The following is a 17,353-nucleotide window of genomic DNA, read 5'->3' as shown; positions in this document are numbered from 1 at the left end:
ACCACACATTGAAGCAAAAGGCACGATGGCATTTTGAAACAGACGTGTGGTGGTGTATTAAAAATTATCGCGGTAATTTGCGAGTATTTGGTTCGACTACTTGACTACTGGGGGCTAATGGGTGACCTCGTGCTCTTAAGATCGCAAATAGATTAGCACTCAAGGATATTTTCGACGTGCATGGAGTACGCGCAATATCTCTATTTGTTCTTTTTTGATGCGATAGTAAATCACGTAATTCTCATGAATCACTAATTCACGAGTTGAGGGAACCAGCCCCGCACGCCCGAGTGCCGGATACTCTTTTAGGTTTGAAATTTGTTGAAGCGTATCGAGAAGAAATTTTTTGGCAGCACTAGAATTATCCGCCGAGATATGGGCAAGAATATTCTCAAGATTTTGCGATGCTCTTTTAGTCCACTTAACTTGCATACTTTGCGAAGATAGCGTTCATGTCAGCATCCGTGGCAAACTCTCCACTATCAGCTTCAACTATCCCAGCTTTGACTTCTGCAATCTGCCAAAGCTGTTGCTCGATATAAGCCTCAAGCGCCTCCACAGTTAAAAAACTTTTTGTCCGCCCCGTTGCCTTTGTGAGCGCATCAAGTTGGGCAGCCAGCTCCGTCGGTAGTCGTACGTTTAGTGGTTTTTCAGCGCTTGTTGTGCTCATATTTGCCTCAGATGGTAAAAATCTGGTTCTGCTAGATTTGTATTACAGAAGCATTCTATGTGTTATGGGGGCTCTGTCAAGCTGAATGTATTGAATGGCGATAATCACCTGTCCTGTGGCGAAACAAGTTTAAATATCTACAATCTTTTACAGTCAAACCCGCAATCCCACCAAAATACCAAACCTCAGCATTCAACAAGGCCGCAGCGAGGTTGGCGATGGTTTCGCAGCCTTGATCGACGACCCAATATTGCTGCCATGCGCGTTTGATTGCGACTTCTTGGCTGCGTGGTGGATTTTTGACGATGCACTCGATCGTGTCACCCGAGACGCCGACGATTTCAGCGCCGAATTCTTTTTGCCAATAATGATGCGCCGCGCAGTGCACTACAGAGTAGAAATCTCGAATCAGGGCAATCATTCCAGTCGCCATACTTCAAGGCCGCAGGCAGACGCCAAGGCTGCGCAATTTTTGCTGAGCCTAAGTAGACCTCAGGTCTCAACTCGCTAGTCGAGATATCGCGATGCAGTGGAATCGCGCCTTTCTGAGCAATGTTGCCAGGCCACTCACCAAGCTGCGAATACCATGTCTTTACGATCAAAAGTGAGTCATGCGGAGGTCTTAGAGCTTGAATTATTTCCGTTCAAAAATTTCCCCAGCAAACGCCCACGCACAAGCAGGTGATAAGTGAGAAATGCGATGCTCAAGGTTGCACCAACTGAAAGGCTGAGTTTTACACTCCAATGTAAATTCACATCCATTAAGGGAATTTGAATGGCAAAAATTAATGGCAAGTGAATCAGATATACCCAGTAAGAAGCATCAGCGATATAGCGCAAAAAACCATGATGCACGTCGAGCCAGCGTTGGCCGAAGATGATGCACACTAGTGTCATCCAATACCCGGTATAGGCTTGTAAAAGTACGAAAGTCGCTTGCAAGATGAACTCAGGTTTGGTCGTGTCCTTGGTTTGTAGAAGGTAAAAAAACAGCGCATACGCCAGTAACGATAACAGCAGTAGTCTAGGCGCATACGGGCGCAGGTGATCTACCGAACGAGCTTGATGAAATAGACGAAATCCGATCAGGAAATAGGTTCCGTAAAAGAGCAGCGCCCACCATTGTGGGAAGAAACTTTCCGGTGCTGGAAAAGGTGCGGGTACGGCAAACAGTGCCGGCATGAGAGCCAGCGGTACGAGACAAGCCTTCATCATTGGCGTCAACGCATCTAGCCAAGCTATTAGCCCGCTAAGATGTTGATGCCATTCCAATGTCGATGCCACCCAAACCAGAATGCAAAAGCACATCACATAAGGTAAAAACCAAAGGTGTACGAGGGTGGGCGGTGCGGTGGGCGCTTGTGGATTAGCCAACCACGGCTTAATCATTTGCAGTAATGGAGATAGATTCTGCACATCGGCAATCGCGTAGCGAATAAGCCAACCCATCGAAAAATACACAAGCGGCCAAAACACAATCAAGGGCATGATGATGCGCATGAAGCGGTTATTCAGCATGCCTCCCATGCCACGCTTTTGTACGAGCAAAGCGGCAAAGAAACCCGCCACCACAAAGAACAAGGGCATGCGAAATAGATGAAAGAACCAGGCGAATGCGTCTATGAGCAGCGAGTACCCCCTGTCAGCGGTCGGCCAAAGTGGATGTGCCAAGACGCTATAGGCCAGTGCGGCATGAAACACCACACCCGTCAACATCGCTAAGGCGCGCAGATTGTCCATGTAATGAAAACGTGCATTCGCTTCTGACATCTGCGCGGCGGTGTTCATAAGAAGGAATCCTTGCGGCGATACACGCTACGCGCAAATGCAAGCGCCAATAACATGATGGTCAACTCCAAAGCAAAAATGCCCAAGGCTTCTTGACTTAACACGACCTCGTTGCTTTGAATCTTTTTGCCGATGGCATCAATGGTGCCGAGAAGGACCATAAATGGGCCAACGAAAGTCGAGACCGCAATTTGCACGAAGATATTCCAACCCTCAGATTCCAGCACCAAAGCCGCACTCAGCGAAATGAAATAATTGGTTGCCAAAAACCCGTAGATCAAGAACGACCAAATCAAAATACCGTCTGGCAAAGGCGTAAACAGAACCAAAAACGCCGTCCCCGCCAACACCATCAAAAAAGGTACAAGATAAAGCACCAGATTGGCTAAAACTTTGCTCCAAAAGAAAGTCATCGGCGTCAGCGGTAGACTCATCATGAAGGTCAAAGTGTGTTCCCTGCGTTCATTGAGCAGTGAACTCTGAATCGCAAACCCACCAACACAAATCAAGAGCACGAGCAAGATCATGCCGCCTGCATAAAACGCCCAGGTCTTAGCCATGCCGATCAGCGTCAAACCAATGAGTAGCCCGATCACGTAGGCCGCAAATTGTTTTTGATAGATGTGAAACTCTTTGACAATGAGCCTTTTGATCATCTGTCTTGTTTGCTGCGTTTCGCTCGCTTGGTTTTGAGTTTGTGTGCTCATCATTTGTCTCCCGCGCGAACACTCGTCACGAAAATATCTTCTAAGTTCATCGGTTCTACAGCCTTCACCGTCAGATTCATCTGCGCAAGGCGCGTCTCGAACACATCACCTGCGTTGCGCACCTTGAGTTCAATGATGGAGCCGTTATTGCGCGCACTGATTACTTCGGGTATGTCTTTGAGCCCGTCTTGCCATGGTCCGTTGCAAATAATGCGGCGCCAACTCGATAAGAAAGTTTCCTTATCTTCTGATGCCACGAGCTTGCCTTTGTGAATAAAACTAATGGAATCGGAAAGTTGTTCCACATCGACCGTGTTATGCGATGAGAAGAGGACACTACGCGACTCGTCCCGCAACACATCAGCCAAAGCTTCAAGCACTTCAGCCCGTGCGACCGGGTCTAGACCTGTGGTTGGTTCATCGAGTAGCAAGAGTTTAGGGCGGCGGGCAAGAATTAACAGCAAGGCTGCTTTCACCCTTTGTCCGTGCGAGAATCCACCTAACTTCTGTTGCGATTTGAGATCAAAACGTTTGAGCAATTGCCCAGCGTACGCTTCATCCCACTCGGGGAAAATCCCCTGAATAAAATCCATATGCCAACGAAGCGTCTGCGTTTTATATAAGCGCATGTCTTCCGAGGCATAACCAACATCGCGTTTCGCTGCCACCTGCGCTTCTGGTAAGCGATGACCACAAACGTCGACCTCACCCGCATCGGCGCGAATCAAGCCCATGAGAATACGCATAATGGTGGATTTACCCGCACCATTAGCGCCCACCAAGCCCATAATTTGCCCCGTAGGCAATTCCAGATCGAGTGGGTGCAGCACAAAGTCTGCGTAGGTTTTCTCAACCGCGCGCAATGAAATGGCAAGATCGGTTTGCAAATTCATTTGATGGTCCTCGTCGAAGAAGGGTTTGTACTTAATTTTGTGCTGGTATTTGCGTTTGCTGCTGTGCTAGATGATGAAGCAGGGGCAGTTGCGATCATGGCGGCACTCACATGCTCGACCACCTCATTCCCACCCATCCCCAATTTGTGCGCGGCACCCACCATGCCCATGAGATGCGCGTCGAATTCGTCCCGAACAAGTTGTTTGGCCAGATCCTGAGTCTCGGCAACGAAGGAGCCTTTGCCTTGCCGCGTGACGATCACGCCCGCCCGTTCTAATTCGAGATAGGCGCGTTTAACGGTGATCACACTCACGCTACTCGCGCTGGCTAATTCACGTATCGAAGGCAGGGATTGGCCCGGACGCCAATCACCCGCCATTACCTTGGTGGTAATCTGCTCCATGATCTGTTCGTACATAGGCGTACTATCGTGATTGGAGAGAAAAAGTTTATCTGTGGTCATTATCTGAAGCCTTTTGAAGTTCCTGAAGTTCCGTGCTTAACTGAGCATATTAAGTATATACAGATAAATACGGGAGTCAAGTCTTCATTGCAGTTGGCTGATTTTGTGGGGCGGGGTGCTATGTAAGAAATGAGAAATGAAAAGTTCGAAGCTAGCTAGAAATTTCTACACCAACTTAACAATAACGACAAAAATCATGCCTACTCCAGCATTCTCAATGTGCCTGCTTATTGCAATATTTCACATCTCTTAAGGAGTTATAGGTTTAAGATAAGATGTATTCATTAAGCAGATCCTCATTCTTTAACTAAATAAAGGCCTTAATCAACTATCTTGAATTTTTCACCCGTGGTGAGATGAATTTCAAGATACGGTTTTGTAGTTCGTGCGCTTGAATTTCATAGTCAAAAATGAACAAGGATACGCAGTCTGGAGATGTATGAACAAACAAATGCTCTCGCTGGCGAATTTTACAGAAGATAATCTGCGCGCCATACTTCAAGCACTGCCCGCACTGATTTGGCTGAAAGATGCCGATGGTGTTTATCTTGCCTGTAACGAGCGTTTCGAACAATTTTTTGGTGCATTGGAAAAGGACATTATTGGTCGTACTGACTATGATTTTGTCAGCAAAGAACTCGCCGATTCCTTCCGCGCCCACGACCTGTTAGCCATGCAAAAAGGCGGCCTGAACATCAACGAAGAATGGATCAGCTTTGCTAATGACGGACACCGCGAGCTAGTCGAAACCAGTAAAACACCTTTACACAATGCCGATGGCAAACTCATCGGCATTTTAGGTATTTCGCACGACATCACCAAACGCAAACAATTAGAGAAATACGAAAAATTTCGCAGCTCCACCTTGGAATTGCTGGCCAAAAATATCCCTTTACCCAGCGTTTTAGAGGCCATCGTGCGCGGTGTTGAACAACTGCATACCAACATCATGTGTAGCATTTTATTGCTCGATAAAGAAGGCAAACATCTGGTGGATTGCGTTGCCCCCAGTTTGCCTAGCTTTTACAACCAAGCTATCAATGGCATAGCAATAGGCTTAGGCGTTGGCTCATGTGGAACGGCTGCATTTTTGGGTCAGCGTGTGGTGGTGGACGATATCGCTAGCCATGCTTATTGGGTGCCGTATGCCGAACTAGCAGCACAAGCAGGTTTGGGCGCGTGTTGGTCGCAACCCATACTTTCATCTGAGTTGCGAGTATTGGGCACCTTCGCCATCTACCACCCAGAAAAAAATGCACTCGCTGATTTGGATGTCTACATCATTGAACAATCGGCACAGCTTGCCAGCATCGCCATCGAACGCAAACGCATAGAATTAAAAGTGCAGCACATGGCTTTCCATGATGCGCTCACTGGCCTGCCCAATCGTAGTCTGCTGTACGACAGGCTAGAACAAACCAAGGCCGCTTGCAAACGTCATCATCGTTTTGCCGCCGTGTTGTTCATCGATCTCGATAATTTCAAACCACTCAATGATGAATATGGTCACAGCGCGGGCGATCTACTGCTGCAAGAAGTAGCGCAACGCCTCAGTCTCTGCGTACGCGAAGTCGATACCGTAGCGCGCTTCGGTGGTGATGAATTTGTGGTGATCCTGAGCGATTTAGATGCCGAGCCAGCGCAAGCCGAGCAGCTAGCTTGCAGCATCGCTGAAAAAATACGCGCCTCCTTATCCGCGCCCTATCAAATCAACATTCCAAACGCGCACGAAAAAACCAGCATACAACACCACTGCACCGCCAGCATCGGCGTCGTCCTCCTGCGCCACCTGCAAAACCATGACATCGACATCGTCAAACTAGCCGATCAAGCGATGTACCAAGCCAAAGCGACTGGCCGCAATAAAATCTACTTCCTAGACAGCAAACCATAAATTCTTGGTTGTCGCAATCGAGGGTCGGGTCTGACATTGGATATTTGATAGTCAGTCAACTCGACTTTCCTTCAATTTCACAGCACGACTCACCGTTGCGTAACTTAAATGTTAGAGCTAGTGGATGAATTTCGAATGTAAGACCAGACCCCGTTTGCGTTTGTTGTTTGAATGAATTGATTGAGTAATTGCGTCAAAAGAGAGTATTAGTTTGATCAAGCGTGGATTGTGATTTGCAGAAATGACAAGCTTAGACTTGTTTTATTTTTATGGCTTTTTGGATTAGATGTCTTCAAATTTTTTTATTGGGTTGAACTTGCACTTACGATCAGGAGATTTGGGTAGGATATTTCAGCTATATGAGTTAATATATTAACGGTATACTTAGAACAGGTCAGTTGTGTTGGTTGAATTTCCTATCCTTCTTGATGAAAGGAAATATGATGAATGGGTTTCTGTTGTGCCGGTTGTTCTGATACAAAAGTTCAAAGTGCGATCTCGATAGCAAAAACTTCAGCGGTAGGGTAATTGAATATCCGAAGTCAAAAGAAAAATGGTGCACTCAGGGATCAACCGATGTTTAGCATGTTTTGGGATGTGAGCAGCTTTGAATGTTAACTCCAGCTTTTTGATACCGTAACCCAATTGACCTCCAGTTGTTCCAATACTGGTTTAACTGTGACGACCTGTTTGGTACGATTTATACGAGAACGTTTTTAAATTAGGACTTACGCAAAATTGCGCTGGCTAGGGGGAAGCCGAAGACAGTACGGTTGCTTCGCCTGCCCCTGCGAAGGCAGGGGGCGAGACGAACCAACAACGCCAGTGTCTGTTTTGCGTAAGTTCTATAAATAATAGGGAAATATGATGGAAACAACTAGTAAAGATTGGCGATATACGGTAATGCCAGCGGTGTTCACATGGCTAAAAGAATCAGAATCCGGCGCACTCGAAATTGACTTTGATGAAACAAAAAGACAGGCCGCATCAGTGTTAAAGGCGCAGGGTAAGGGCGGTAGCAGATTTGGTGGACTGGTCGCTTCTGGTACGCTAGGTGAAAATAGTTATCTGAGTCCCGAACAGCGACTCGCCTTACTTAAATCCCTCTCTGATGTTGCTAAAGAAGCCGAGGTTCCTTTGATCAGTGGCGCTGCAGCTGAAACGAAAGAAGAGCTTGCGAAAATCATCGAAGGACTTGCAGCTGTTGGTGTTGATACCGTCATGGTCATGCCGCCAAAAACAAAAGCAGCACCTTCTGATGAAGAAATGTATGCCTACTATGCGCTTGCTGCAGCCACTGCAAAAAAAGTAGGCGTAACAATTATGCCGTATAACAATCCTGATGCAGCCGGCTATCATGCACTGTCGACAGATCTGCTGAGAAAACTGTCTGCACTACCAGAAGTAGTCGCTCTTAAGATTTCGACTCTCGATGTTTCAATTATCGAAACGCTGATTGTAGAGAATAAAGATTTAAAAATTTTGGCTGGTGTTGACTCCGTCACTGTGCATGCAGGACTTGCTGGCGCGTGCGGTGGAATTACAGGTGTAGGTACGATCTTCCCAAAAGCAAGTATCACCATGCAAGAGCATGTTTTAAAAGGGGAATGGGCTGAGGCAAACAAAATTTCTCAAGCTCTCAATTCCATTTCTTATCTAGATGCGCAGCCTTTGCTGTTGGAATATCTCAAGCTTGCAATGGGCATTCATCATAACGATACCGAAGGTGGGCTTCGTACCTATGGTAAGAAACTAACGCAACAGCAAATTGATGATGTCCGCGCAAGATATTTTCTTGCAAAAGAAAGACTGGAACTTCTCGATTTGGCAGACTGATTCTTTCAAATAGAGGACTTACGCAAAATTGCGCTAGCTAAAGCCTGCCCTCGAATGCTTGAACCGGGGGCGCGTCGCCGAAGACAGGCCACTTGTACGTCGAGGGTGTAGTGGGGAATTCAAGCAGTAAGCTGCTTGACCACGAAACAGATAGCACATGCCTGTGCTATCGCGCCCTGCAAGGGACTGCAACGACGCTAGCGTCTGTTTTGCTTAAGTCCTAAAATATTCAAAAAGTGAGCGTAACGAAAGTCATGCGCAGAATGGGGCCGAGCCTTATTTGACACTCGACATTCAGTACAGCCTGCCCCTATTCCTCTTCCCTCTATCTACATTGACATGTCTAAATTTAGACTTTAAACTGACTTCCAGTTATTTATTTAAGGGAGTTTTTCATGCGCCTTTCAGAACAAGTCAAACCTATCAGCTATTTCAAAGATAACGCAGCCAAGGCGATTACTGAGATGACTGAGACGCATGAACCACTCATCATTACCCAAAATGGCGAAGCGACCTGTGTCATACAAGATATCAAAAGCTATGAGGACACCAAAAATACGATGGCCTTGCTGAAAATATTAGCGCTTGGTCGAAAGCAAATTGAAGAAGGGCAATTTAAACCTGCTCGCAAAGTCTTCGCAAAAATGGACAAGGAAATACTCAAGTGAGTTACACCGTGTACATGTTGGACGATGCGGAAGAAGACTTATGGAACATCCATTCCTACATTAAAAACCAATTCTCAAAACCATTGGCAGATAAAATTTATGTCGGTATTCGAGACAGCATTTTAATGCTAGAAACAAACCCACTACTGGGAACAACAATCCCGCAACTAGCCGCACTAGGAATGACACACTGGCGACAAATGGTGGTCATGGATAAAAATAGAGTGGTCTATGAAGTTGAACAGAATCGCAAGCATATATATGTCTATTTGATCTGCACAGAACGGCAAGATTACGATACTTTTCTTCAACAAAGAATTTTTAAAAGATAATGCAGAGCGCTTGTTCGTGGCGAAATTTCAGCAGAAAATTGCCTATAGTTCATTTGGTTAACATTGCGTTTCACCGCTCAAATTACTACAAGGCCGACACTGTTGAGTGGAGGCGGCTAGATGATTATCAGTTCTAACTTTCAAGCATGGTCGTTGGTCATGCTTGAATGTTGGAACTGACCTCAGGTTTACATTTGACATTGGGATAATCGCCAGATTGAAGAGTCCATAGAAATTTTATGAAGACTTAGCCCGACGCCACATTCGCTCGACTTGGTCAGTCATATGAACGGGTAGCAAAGCAACTTTAGGATTGCTATTGCCATAAACTCTAAAAAGCTCATCAGCGAATGCTTGGCCGATTTCTTGAATCTCACTAAAGTCTAAGATCACGGTGCGAAAACGATCAAATCTCGCAATAAGGCGCTTAGCCTGAGAACGTGAGATCAATTGCTCTTCACCAAATCGTGCCAGGCGCATTGGGACTATCGTCTTTGAAAAATCATAGTCCTCTGGTGCCTCGGTAAACTGGGCATAGATTTCCGCTGTAGTTCTAGTGCTATCCAATGCAATTCTCATAAAGACCGAAGTCCCTTTTTCAAACACATCCTTCTCCTCTCGAAGCAGGTCATGAGCTTGATTAGCATTATGGTTAAACTGTAGTCCATTTGCTGAAATATCGAACGCGTCAAACATCCTCGAAGTGAAAAACACACCTTCTCCCGTATGTTTACTGGGATCTGTAGTCAGTTTCCCCTTGGATAGCTCAAACAGCGCTTGACGCATATCTGGCAGATTGAGTGCCTTAGTGATTTTCTCAAAAATCCCTACCCCGTCATCTGCAATAACGATACTCAACACACTTTCATTTTGTGTCGCATAGACGAACACGGATTCACCTGAGGAATGATCAATCGCGTTATTAAGCATTTCTGTAAAGCCATGGCTAACGATACTTTGCACATTCGACGATAAAGTTAAATAGGGCTTGAAATCTTTCTCCCAAGCGATGTGCTCCTCAAGTCCCGCCAGACTATAGAGTTGCGAAATACGGCGCTTATAGCCCGGACTAAAAACAGGATGCGTTGGGGGGCCACTACGTGCTATCCAACCCTCGGTTTCAAGACGTTGAATATACTTATTCGCGGCAACACGCGTAATCCCAAAGCGTTCAGCGTAGTGGCGTGTCAGATCACGCGGATGTTCAACTACATCTCTAGTGATAGTTCTGACAATAAGATCGAAACGAGATGGTTTAGCCATAATTAAATGCTCCTGCTATTAACTTAAACGAAGTCAATTGTAAACATTAATATGGTCTGCTGCAAACTTTTTAAACCATACATACGAAATGCCAGTTACTCATAGCATCATCGCTCACAATGCACAATTCGGCTCACCGTCGAATAATGTAAATTTAAAAAGCGACCTATCTCGGCTAAGCTATAGCCAAACCTAAGATGCGCTTCTCGGATTTTTTCATCTCGACGCTCTTTTATAAGCTCGACTTTGTTTGCAAATAAAACAGCCAATGCAGGGCGATCTAATAGGCGTTGCGCACGCGGGACTTCAACTAATTTCTCAGCGTCTTGTATATATGGCCGCAGCAACTCTACAAATCCCTCGCTCCCCATGAGTACCTGTCCTTTTAGTTGATCCCAAGGTGAGGCTTGTCCAACTCCTTCCAAAACAAACTGGCGATAGCGCGCCCTTGCTATAGATTTTCTACTAGAAAATTGACTCAATATCCAATCCACATTGAGCCACGAAGAGGTTTGGTTCGCGTGCGCTGTCGCGGCGTAACTAGACCAAACATATTGTTCAGCCTGCTCGACCATATTTGCACGCACAGGGTTGAGCACAATATAACGACAGAGCTCCAATAAATAGCTCTCTTTATCAACCAAAATTGCCTTATAGCGCCCTTGAAAGACATGCCCTACTCTGCCGTAAACACGATTTAATTGCTGGGTATATACGCCATTAAGTTGTCGCATCCCTGCTTGCAAATTCGCATCAGGGGTTTCGATCAACAGATGATAGTGATTGTTCATCAAACAGTAAGCGTGACAAATCCAATTAAATTTTTCTATACAACTTGCCAGCAAAGCGAGGAACCGCTGCTTGTCTTCATCATCAAGATAAATAGCCGCCCGCGCGTTACCACGCGACGTTATGTGGTAAATCGCACCAGGGAATGATAAGCGTAATGGTCTTGACATGGGGGTAGTCTAGTTCAAAAATGTGTCATGTCAAGACCTGACCCTGCTGTTTTGTGTGCAAAAATGTGTCATGTCAAGACCTGACCCTGCTGTTTTGTGTGACCCTGCTGTTTTGTGACCCCGCTGTTTTGCCCCCTGGAACTGCTTGATTTGGCTGACTGATTCTTTCAAACAGAGGACTTACGCAAAATTGCGCTAGCTAGAGCCTGCCCTCGAATGCTTGAATCGGTGGCGCGTCGCCCAAGACAGACCACTTGTACGGCGAGGGTGTAGTGGGGAATTCAAGCAGTAAGCTGCTTGACCACGAAACAGATAGCACATGCCTGTGCTATCGCGCCCTGCAAGGGACTGCAACGACGCTAGCGTCTGTTTTGCGCGGAATGGTGGAAGCCTTACATTTGACATGCAACAATCAATCAACACCACGTTCTTTCTGTTTCACAGCCCAACTAACCGTCGCGTAACTTACCCCAAAATGGCTATCTACTTGCTCAAGTGTGTAGTGCCCGCTCAAGTATGCCAGTGCCATATTTTCATTTCGCGTGTTTTCCAAATTGACAAAGTAATCCAATGGTTTGATGGGCGCTTGTTAACATTCTTTTGACTTTAAGAATAAATCAGATTGCTTCTCGTTCTGATAATTATTAGAATCTCCATAACAAAATTATAAGCAGCTGTAGACGCGCCGTGCAAAGAGCATTGGTAACGGACACCGCTACGCGGTTCCCCCTTCGGGGTGCCACATAAAAAAACGTTTGAGTGGAGACACGATGAAAAAAATATTCGTTAATATTGGTTTTGGCATTCTTGGGCTTATCCTCGTTCTTCTCATCGTCGGCGTCATCTATGAGAACTTGGGTAGACGAAATGCTGCACAGAACTTTCCACCACCTGGCAAATTAGTCGATATTGGTGGTCGTCATATTCAATTGGATTGCCGAGGTTCGGGCAGCCCCACTGTCGTATTTCAATCGGGACTGGATTGGGCGGGATCGCTAAGCTGGTCGGCAGTTCATGACGAAATTGCGAAGACAACTCGGGCTTGTGCCTATAGTCGTGCTGGCATCATGTGGAGTGACTCCCATGAGGCTCCGCAGCTTGCAAAATCGATTGCCGAGGACTTGCATGCTGCCTTGAAAAATGCCAACGAAAAAGGCCCTTTAGTCCTTGTAGGGCACTCTGCTGGCGGCCCTTACAACATGATCTACACGAAATACTTCGGTGCCGATGTAACGGGCTTGGTATTTGTTGATACCTCTCACCCTGATCAGATATCGCGCTTTAAAGCATTGAAAGCTTTAGAATCGGATTCTACACAATTGAGCCGGGAGTTAGAGTGGAACTGGTCGGTTTTTCTATATAAATCGGCGGCTGCATTAAATTGGACCGGTATCGTTCGGCTTGTTGCAGCGATGGATGAAGACGGAGATCAGACTGACCCCAATGATCAAGCCGTGAACGCTTACTCGTCGACTACAATTAGTTCCGTTCTAAAAGAAAATGATGCGTTTGAGCAAACGTTGAATGAGGCGGGAACATTTCGGCATCTTGGAGACCGCCCAATAGTGGTCTTGACAGCAGTGCCGCCTGTACCTAAACAAGAACTCCCCAAGATCGAGAAAGCATCAAGAGAAAATTTTTTGGTGATGCAGGAAGATCAAGCCAAGTGGTCATCACAAAGTCAGCATCAGCTGGTACATGATACGGGTCACTATATCCAATCTGATCAGCCTGCGGTTGTCATTGATGCGGTGCGGTCTGTGATCTCAAAAGTGCGCGAAAAATAGCCAGGGCAAATGTAAGGCCGGATATTCATCTCGACGTTCACGGAACGCGAAGAATGTGGTCAAGCCTTACATTTGACACTCATCAATCAACACCACGCTCTTTCTGTTTCACAGCCCGACTAACCGTCGCGTAACTTACTCCGAAATGGGCACCAACTTGCTCAAGCGTGTAGTGCCCACTTAAGTATGCCAGTGCCATATTTTCATTTCGCGTGTTTCCCAAATTGACAAAGTAATCCAATGGTTTGATGGGGGCCTGTTTTTGTTTTTTGGGGATGTCTTTGAGTGATTGTTCGGGATCGAGCTTGCATTGCATAGTAAGTACAAAATCGTCGTCACCGAGATAGATTTGGTTCTTCAGGCTCTGCCAAGGAGAAGGCTGTCCTTTGCCTTGCTGTACAAATTCACGATAGCGCTGCTGTGCAATATTCTTGGTCTTGGCAAATCCACCCAGAACGAAATCGGTGGTCAGACACGCCGCGCCTTCTGCCAATCCGGCAGTAGCACGATAGCTACTCCAAGGCCAGTCTTTGGCACTGCGCACCATGCCAGCACGTACTGGATTTAAGGCGATGTAGCGCGCCAATTCGAGCAGGTAGGATTCTTTCTGCACCAAAATCGCTTTAAATCGCCCCTGAAAAACATGGCCAACGCGTTGATACTGCCGATTGACATACTGGGTATAAGAACCATTGAGCAATTTCATGCCGTCAGACAAACTTGCGCGATTGGTTTCAATCAAAAGGTGATAGTGATTGTCCATCAGACAGTAAGCGTGGCAATACCAATCATAGCGATCCACCACGATTTTCAACAGCGATAAAAACCGCTGTCGATCATCGTCATTGGCATAAATATTCGCTCGTGCATTCCCGCGGGCGGTGACGTGGTACAAAGCACCTGCATACTCTATGCGCAATGGTCTCGCCATTTCAAGCTCCCGTCTGTGTGGTTACGGTAGAGTCTAGGATCGCGAAAGAGAAGTGTCAAATGTAAGGCATGACCCCGTGTTTATGTCTGACCCCGTGTTTACACGTGTTTACAATAATCGTTTCGCCACAACAACGTAGCGACCGCGATACTCCAAATTCCCTCAACGCCGATAATGGTTCGAATCGCAAAAAGTGGATTGGCACTCTTCCAAAACAGAGCAGCCAGCGCTATGCCGACAACGAAAAATCCAATTATTGCCACGGTGGTGGATTGGCCGCCTTTGCGAATAAGACAGAGGGAAAATGCAAGTGTGGCCAATGCCTGCACGAGCCAACTAAAGTTAGCGACGGATGTGATTGCGATAGCTAACAGTATGAAAAAATTAAATGCCAGCTTGGCCTCCTCAATTGGCGAGTCGGCAAACACAGTGGAAATACTTACCGCAACAAAGCCGTCAATAAATGAGGCAATCATGGAGGAGAAACAGCCAATCAGGAATAGGGTAAGACCAAACTGCACGAGGATACGGTGCAAACCAAGCATGACTGCAAAGCTGATGAAGCCAACAATACTTATGACAAACGATACAATCGCGGCACCAAACACAAACGCTTTCATATTGTGAACGGCGGCAAACGATTTCAAATATTCCTTTGGCCCAGGCCCACCAGTTACTGGATCAAATACAAAGGGAATAATGGATAAGATCACGGCTATTACTAACAAAATACTTGCCTGGCGTGACTCATGTGTAATGCCGATGGATTTCATATGCATGACCTCATAATAGATTGTTGTTTTGGGTTGTTTATAAGTTCATTTGCAGAATTCAAAACCCGATTTTGTATTTGCCATGATTCATAGACAGCCAGGCCTCACACAATTGATGGAAATTTTTATCCTCTACTGACTCTACCAACTTCCTCAATGCGACCCTGGCATCGGCAAAAAATCAACCGTTGGAATTCAAGGTAAAGCAGAGAACGGAGCCTTACATTTGACACTACCCCCATCCAAGAACAGCGTCAATTCTAAAATCCAACCATTTTACGACCGATGTTGGAAGGTTAAAAACTGGCCCCTTTTTGGTGAATGAATGTCAAATGGGAGAGTAGCGGCAAGAATCCTGATTTCTCAGTACGTCTCACCGCCCTCGCAGAACCGGACTTGGAGCGTTACACCATCCGGCTCCCAGTTTGAGTCATCCACAACGGCTTGAATACAGGTTATGCATGATACGGATTGGTGGTAGCCATCTTTTGAGCACTTCACTAAAGCGATCCCAATTGAAGGATTTGCGTTGACTGCGGCGGTTGAGCCATTTGTAAAGCAACCGGCTTACGTTATACACATACGTCCTTAGGCTGCGGCTGTTCCCGCTGACACCAAAGTAGGCGATGTGTCCTTGTAAGTGTCGCTTTGCGTATCCCATCATGGCATGGCCGCCGCGTACTCGCAGACTCGCGAGTCGATCCCCTACTTCTTTGAGCTTCTTGCTGAACCGCTCTTTCTGGGTCTTACGCCCCAATACAAACCGCTTGGCGCGGCTTAAGGTGACATAGTGCGTGAAGCCTAAGAAATTGAAAGTCGCTACCCGGCCTTCGTTCAATTGGGCGCAGTGCCGCTTTGCATAACATCCAAAACGATGCAGTGCTGTCTTAGTCGGCTCGAGCTCCAATGCAAATTGCGCCAGTCGTTCCGCTAAGGTAAGTTGGAAGCGTTTTGCATCTTCTTCGTGCGTGAAACACGCCACAAAATCATCAGCATAGCGCACCAGTTTTGCCACGCCTTTACAACTTTTAGCGAAGCGCTTTTCAAACCACAAATCTAATACATAGTGCAGATAAATATTGGCAAGAACAGGAGAAACCAGACCGCCTTGCGGCGTACCAGCTTCACTGACTTGAAACACGCCTTGTATCTGCACCCCTGCCTTGAGAAACCGTTGTATCACCCGTAGCAGTATCGGATCGGCGATGCGATGGGCGAGAAATTTCATCAGCCACGCATGATCAACATGGTCGAAGAAGCCTTTAATATCGGCTTCCACTAACCATTGCGTCTTGTCGTTGGTGATGATTTCACCTAGCCGTTTTAAGGCTTGGTGCGCGTTTCTCCCTGGGCGAAAGCCGTAGGAACAGTCACGAAATTCAGGCTCCCATATCGCTTGTAAAATCCCCGACATCCGGTCTTGTACGATACGGTCTTCAAAGCAGGGTATCCCCAGTGGACGCATCTTGCCATTGCTTTTAGGAATAAAGACGCGACGGGCAGGACGGGGATGCCAAGAGAGCTTGCGCAAATCCGTGCTGAGCACGGCTAGCCGTGCCTCCACTTCTTGTGCGTACTCGGCTTTGCTTACCCCATCAATGCCCGCCGCTTTATTGCCCGCTTGCCTTTGGAAACTGTCATGCAGCCCGTCTGGGTTACTGAGCATGCCCATCAGCGCGTTGTAACGTGGCTGCGGGGCAAGTCTAGCCCATTGTGTGAAATCACTTAGTTGTGTGCTCATGTGTTTTATCCGCTCGGTGTCGGAACATGTTTCCTTAAGTGATTATCTCAAACTGCCTCTCCTTGGCTCCCGCAGCATTACCCGCGTTCATCGCTACTATGAGAGGCTCCGACTTCCCGGTCATTCTGCCCTTTTCCTCGTGGTTTAGACTTGTTAAAGGGTGCGCGTTATTTTGCGCCACGGCTGGGATCTCTTTGGTTACCACACTCTCTTTATGTCAGGCTCGATACGACCTACAACCCCGGGAAAGACAAACATGACTTACCTCCTTGCGCCATGTTTGTTGTTGTCTGCTGGCGCCTAAAAACCATCGACCTATTCCGATGCGGTCATTTCGGGGCTACAGTCTTCACGGTCGGCTTCACCCGTTACCATTGCGCCTCGCCTGCTTTCTTGCCTACGCATCAAGCGACCCATTACTGGGCAACCTGCAAGGCTAGATACTTGGCCTGTGGCTAGCAGTTACCAAGACGGGACTCTCACCCGCTAGATTGTGCGACATTGCCAAACCGCAACTAAGGCCTGATAATCATCTAGCCGCCTCCCTCCAATAGCGTATGTCGTTGGAGTAAAGTTGAGTTGCGAAACGAAACTTTAACGGGGAGGACGGTATGTTATTTTGCGGCATAGACCTACATTCGAACAAT

At 46.8% G+C, this 17,353-nt stretch carries 17 protein-coding genes; 5 read left to right on the top strand and 12 right to left on the bottom strand.

Translation table 11 applies throughout. From position 1 onward, the window contains the following. Window positions 1–159: 159 nt before the first annotated feature. The 7 genes from H8K33_RS19590 to H8K33_RS19560 form a co-directional block, all read right to left on the bottom strand. Window positions 160–432: a type II toxin-antitoxin system RelE/ParE family toxin gene (locus H8K33_RS19590; protein ID WP_186892759.1), complete on the bottom strand. Its 273-nt coding sequence runs from the start codon at window positions 430–432 to the stop codon at window positions 160–162. After that, window positions 422–670, bottom strand: coding sequence for a CopG family ribbon-helix-helix protein (locus H8K33_RS19585; protein ID WP_186892758.1), 249 nt, complete (start codon window positions 668–670; stop codon window positions 422–424). The genes H8K33_RS19590 and H8K33_RS19585 overlap by 11 nt, the downstream gene beginning before the upstream one ends. A 76-nt stretch (window positions 671–746) precedes the next feature. Beyond that, a complete protein-coding gene (locus H8K33_RS19580) occupies window positions 747–1,091 on the bottom strand; it encodes a DUF4253 domain-containing protein (RefSeq protein ID WP_186892757.1) in 345 nt (114 codons plus the stop codon). A 188-nt stretch (window positions 1,092–1,279) separates the two neighbouring features. Beyond that, complete coding sequence (locus H8K33_RS19575; protein ID WP_186892756.1) at window positions 1,280–2,458, bottom strand: acyltransferase family protein; 1,179 nt, start codon at window positions 2,456–2,458, stop codon at window positions 1,280–1,282. Beyond that, window positions 2,455–3,165: an ABC transporter permease gene (locus H8K33_RS19570; RefSeq protein WP_186892755.1), complete on the bottom strand. Its 711-nt coding sequence runs from the start codon at window positions 3,163–3,165 to the stop codon at window positions 2,455–2,457. Before H8K33_RS19570 ends, H8K33_RS19575 begins: the two co-directional genes overlap by 4 nt. Further along, window positions 3,165–4,058 (bottom strand): ABC transporter ATP-binding protein, encoded by an 894-nt coding sequence (locus tag H8K33_RS19565; RefSeq protein WP_186892754.1) that lies wholly within the window; start codon window positions 4,056–4,058, stop codon window positions 3,165–3,167. Before H8K33_RS19565 ends, H8K33_RS19570 begins: the two co-directional genes overlap by 1 nt. Next, window positions 4,055–4,522 (bottom strand): GntR family transcriptional regulator, encoded by a 468-nt coding sequence (locus tag H8K33_RS19560; RefSeq protein ID WP_246443754.1) that lies wholly within the window; start codon window positions 4,520–4,522, stop codon window positions 4,055–4,057. Before H8K33_RS19560 ends, H8K33_RS19565 begins: the two co-directional genes overlap by 4 nt. Window positions 4,523–4,961: 439 nt before the next feature. Between H8K33_RS19560 and H8K33_RS19555 the strand changes: the two genes are divergently transcribed. The 4 genes from H8K33_RS19555 to H8K33_RS19540 all read left to right on the top strand — a co-directional run bounded on the left by H8K33_RS19555 (window position 4,962) and on the right by H8K33_RS19540 (window position 9,252). Further along, complete coding sequence (locus H8K33_RS19555; protein WP_186892753.1) at window positions 4,962–6,416, top strand: sensor domain-containing protein; 1,455 nt, start codon at window positions 4,962–4,964, stop codon at window positions 6,414–6,416. 864 nt (window positions 6,417–7,280) lie between these two features. Beyond that, on the top strand, window positions 7,281–8,252 hold the full coding sequence (locus H8K33_RS19550) for a dihydrodipicolinate synthase family protein (protein ID WP_222613508.1): 972 nt from the start codon (window positions 7,281–7,283) through the stop codon (window positions 8,250–8,252). Between the two features lie 395 nt (window positions 8,253–8,647). Further along, complete coding sequence (locus tag H8K33_RS19545; RefSeq protein ID WP_186892751.1) at window positions 8,648–8,920, top strand: type II toxin-antitoxin system Phd/YefM family antitoxin; 273 nt, start codon at window positions 8,648–8,650, stop codon at window positions 8,918–8,920. Then, window positions 8,917–9,252, top strand: coding sequence for a type II toxin-antitoxin system RelE/ParE family toxin (locus H8K33_RS19540; RefSeq protein WP_186892750.1), 336 nt, complete (start codon window positions 8,917–8,919; stop codon window positions 9,250–9,252). The genes H8K33_RS19545 and H8K33_RS19540 overlap by 4 nt, the downstream gene beginning before the upstream one ends. Before the next feature lie 237 nt (window positions 9,253–9,489). On the opposite strand, the gene H8K33_RS19535 is transcribed toward H8K33_RS19540, so the two are convergent. Together H8K33_RS19535 and H8K33_RS19530 are read right to left on the bottom strand one after the other, a co-directional pair. Continuing rightward, on the bottom strand, window positions 9,490–10,515 hold the full coding sequence (locus H8K33_RS19535) for an STAS-like domain-containing protein (RefSeq protein ID WP_186892749.1): 1,026 nt from the start codon (window positions 10,513–10,515) through the stop codon (window positions 9,490–9,492). A gap of 107 nt (window positions 10,516–10,622) precedes the next feature. After that, complete coding sequence (locus H8K33_RS19530; RefSeq protein WP_186892748.1) at window positions 10,623–11,474, bottom strand: transposase; 852 nt, start codon at window positions 11,472–11,474, stop codon at window positions 10,623–10,625. Between the two features lie 770 nt (window positions 11,475–12,244). Between H8K33_RS19530 and H8K33_RS19525 the strand changes: the two genes are divergently transcribed. Beyond that, window positions 12,245–13,261: an alpha/beta hydrolase gene (locus H8K33_RS19525; RefSeq protein WP_186892747.1), complete on the top strand. Its 1,017-nt coding sequence runs from the start codon at window positions 12,245–12,247 to the stop codon at window positions 13,259–13,261. Window positions 13,262–13,343: 82 nt separating this feature from the next. Here H8K33_RS19525 and H8K33_RS19520 read toward each other — a convergent pair whose 3' ends face one another. From H8K33_RS19520 to ltrA, 3 genes are all read right to left on the bottom strand, one after another. Further along, window positions 13,344–14,192 (bottom strand): REP-associated tyrosine transposase, encoded by an 849-nt coding sequence (locus tag H8K33_RS19520; RefSeq protein ID WP_186892746.1) that lies wholly within the window; start codon window positions 14,190–14,192, stop codon window positions 13,344–13,346. Window positions 14,193–14,290: 98 nt separating this feature from the next. Continuing rightward, window positions 14,291–14,965 (bottom strand): hypothetical protein, encoded by a 675-nt coding sequence (locus H8K33_RS19515; RefSeq protein ID WP_186892745.1) that lies wholly within the window; start codon window positions 14,963–14,965, stop codon window positions 14,291–14,293. 430 nt (window positions 14,966–15,395) lie between these two features. Then, entirely contained in the window at window positions 15,396–16,706 is a 1,311-nt protein-coding gene (gene ltrA, locus H8K33_RS19510; RefSeq protein ID WP_222613507.1) for a group II intron reverse transcriptase/maturase, read from the bottom strand. Window positions 16,707–17,353 lie beyond the last annotated feature (647 nt).

It is taken from the genome of Affinundibacterium amnicola (assembly GCF_014284275.1).
GTDB lineage: Bacteria > Pseudomonadota > Gammaproteobacteria > Burkholderiales > Burkholderiaceae_D > Undibacterium > Undibacterium amnicola.
The sequence above is the reverse complement of the archived record's forward strand: the minus strand, read 5'-3'. Positions and strand labels throughout refer to the sequence as shown.

What these genes read in the sequence shown, in the direction of transcription:
- H8K33_RS19555 (WP_186892753.1), top strand. Translation starts at nt 4,962, where the DNA reads ATGAACAAACAAATGCTCTCGCTGGCGAATTTTACAGAAGATAATCTG.
- H8K33_RS19590 (WP_186892759.1), bottom strand. Translation starts at nt 432, where the DNA reads ATGCAAGTTAAGTGGACTAAAAGAGCATCGCAAAATCTTGAGAATATT.
- H8K33_RS19560 (WP_246443754.1), bottom strand. Translation starts at nt 4,522, where the DNA reads ATGACCACAGATAAACTTTTTCTCTCCAATCACGATAGTACGCCTATG.
- H8K33_RS19580 (WP_186892757.1), bottom strand. Translation starts at nt 1,091, where the DNA reads ATGATTGCCCTGATTCGAGATTTCTACTCTGTAGTGCACTGCGCGGCG.
- H8K33_RS19520 (WP_186892746.1), bottom strand. Translation starts at nt 14,192, where the DNA reads ATGGCGAGACCATTGCGCATAGAGTATGCAGGTGCTTTGTACCACGTC.
- H8K33_RS19565 (WP_186892754.1), bottom strand. Translation starts at nt 4,058, where the DNA reads ATGAATTTGCAAACCGATCTTGCCATTTCATTGCGCGCGGTTGAGAAA.
- H8K33_RS19570 (WP_186892755.1), bottom strand. Translation starts at nt 3,165, where the DNA reads ATGAGCACACAAACTCAAAACCAAGCGAGCGAAACGCAGCAAACAAGA.
- H8K33_RS19585 (WP_186892758.1), bottom strand. Translation starts at nt 670, where the DNA reads ATGAGCACAACAAGCGCTGAAAAACCACTAAACGTACGACTACCGACG.
- ltrA (WP_222613507.1), bottom strand. Translation starts at nt 16,706, where the DNA reads ATGAGCACACAACTAAGTGATTTCACACAATGGGCTAGACTTGCCCCG.
- H8K33_RS19550 (WP_222613508.1), top strand. Translation starts at nt 7,281, where the DNA reads ATGATGGAAACAACTAGTAAAGATTGGCGATATACGGTAATGCCAGCG.
- H8K33_RS19515 (WP_186892745.1), bottom strand. Translation starts at nt 14,965, where the DNA reads ATGAAATCCATCGGCATTACACATGAGTCACGCCAGGCAAGTATTTTG.
- H8K33_RS19575 (WP_186892756.1), bottom strand. Translation starts at nt 2,458, where the DNA reads ATGAACACCGCCGCGCAGATGTCAGAAGCGAATGCACGTTTTCATTAC.
- H8K33_RS19535 (WP_186892749.1), bottom strand. Translation starts at nt 10,515, where the DNA reads ATGGCTAAACCATCTCGTTTCGATCTTATTGTCAGAACTATCACTAGA.
- H8K33_RS19530 (WP_186892748.1), bottom strand. Translation starts at nt 11,474, where the DNA reads ATGTCAAGACCATTACGCTTATCATTCCCTGGTGCGATTTACCACATA.
- H8K33_RS19525 (WP_186892747.1), top strand. Translation starts at nt 12,245, where the DNA reads ATGAAAAAAATATTCGTTAATATTGGTTTTGGCATTCTTGGGCTTATC.
- H8K33_RS19545 (WP_186892751.1), top strand. Translation starts at nt 8,648, where the DNA reads ATGCGCCTTTCAGAACAAGTCAAACCTATCAGCTATTTCAAAGATAAC.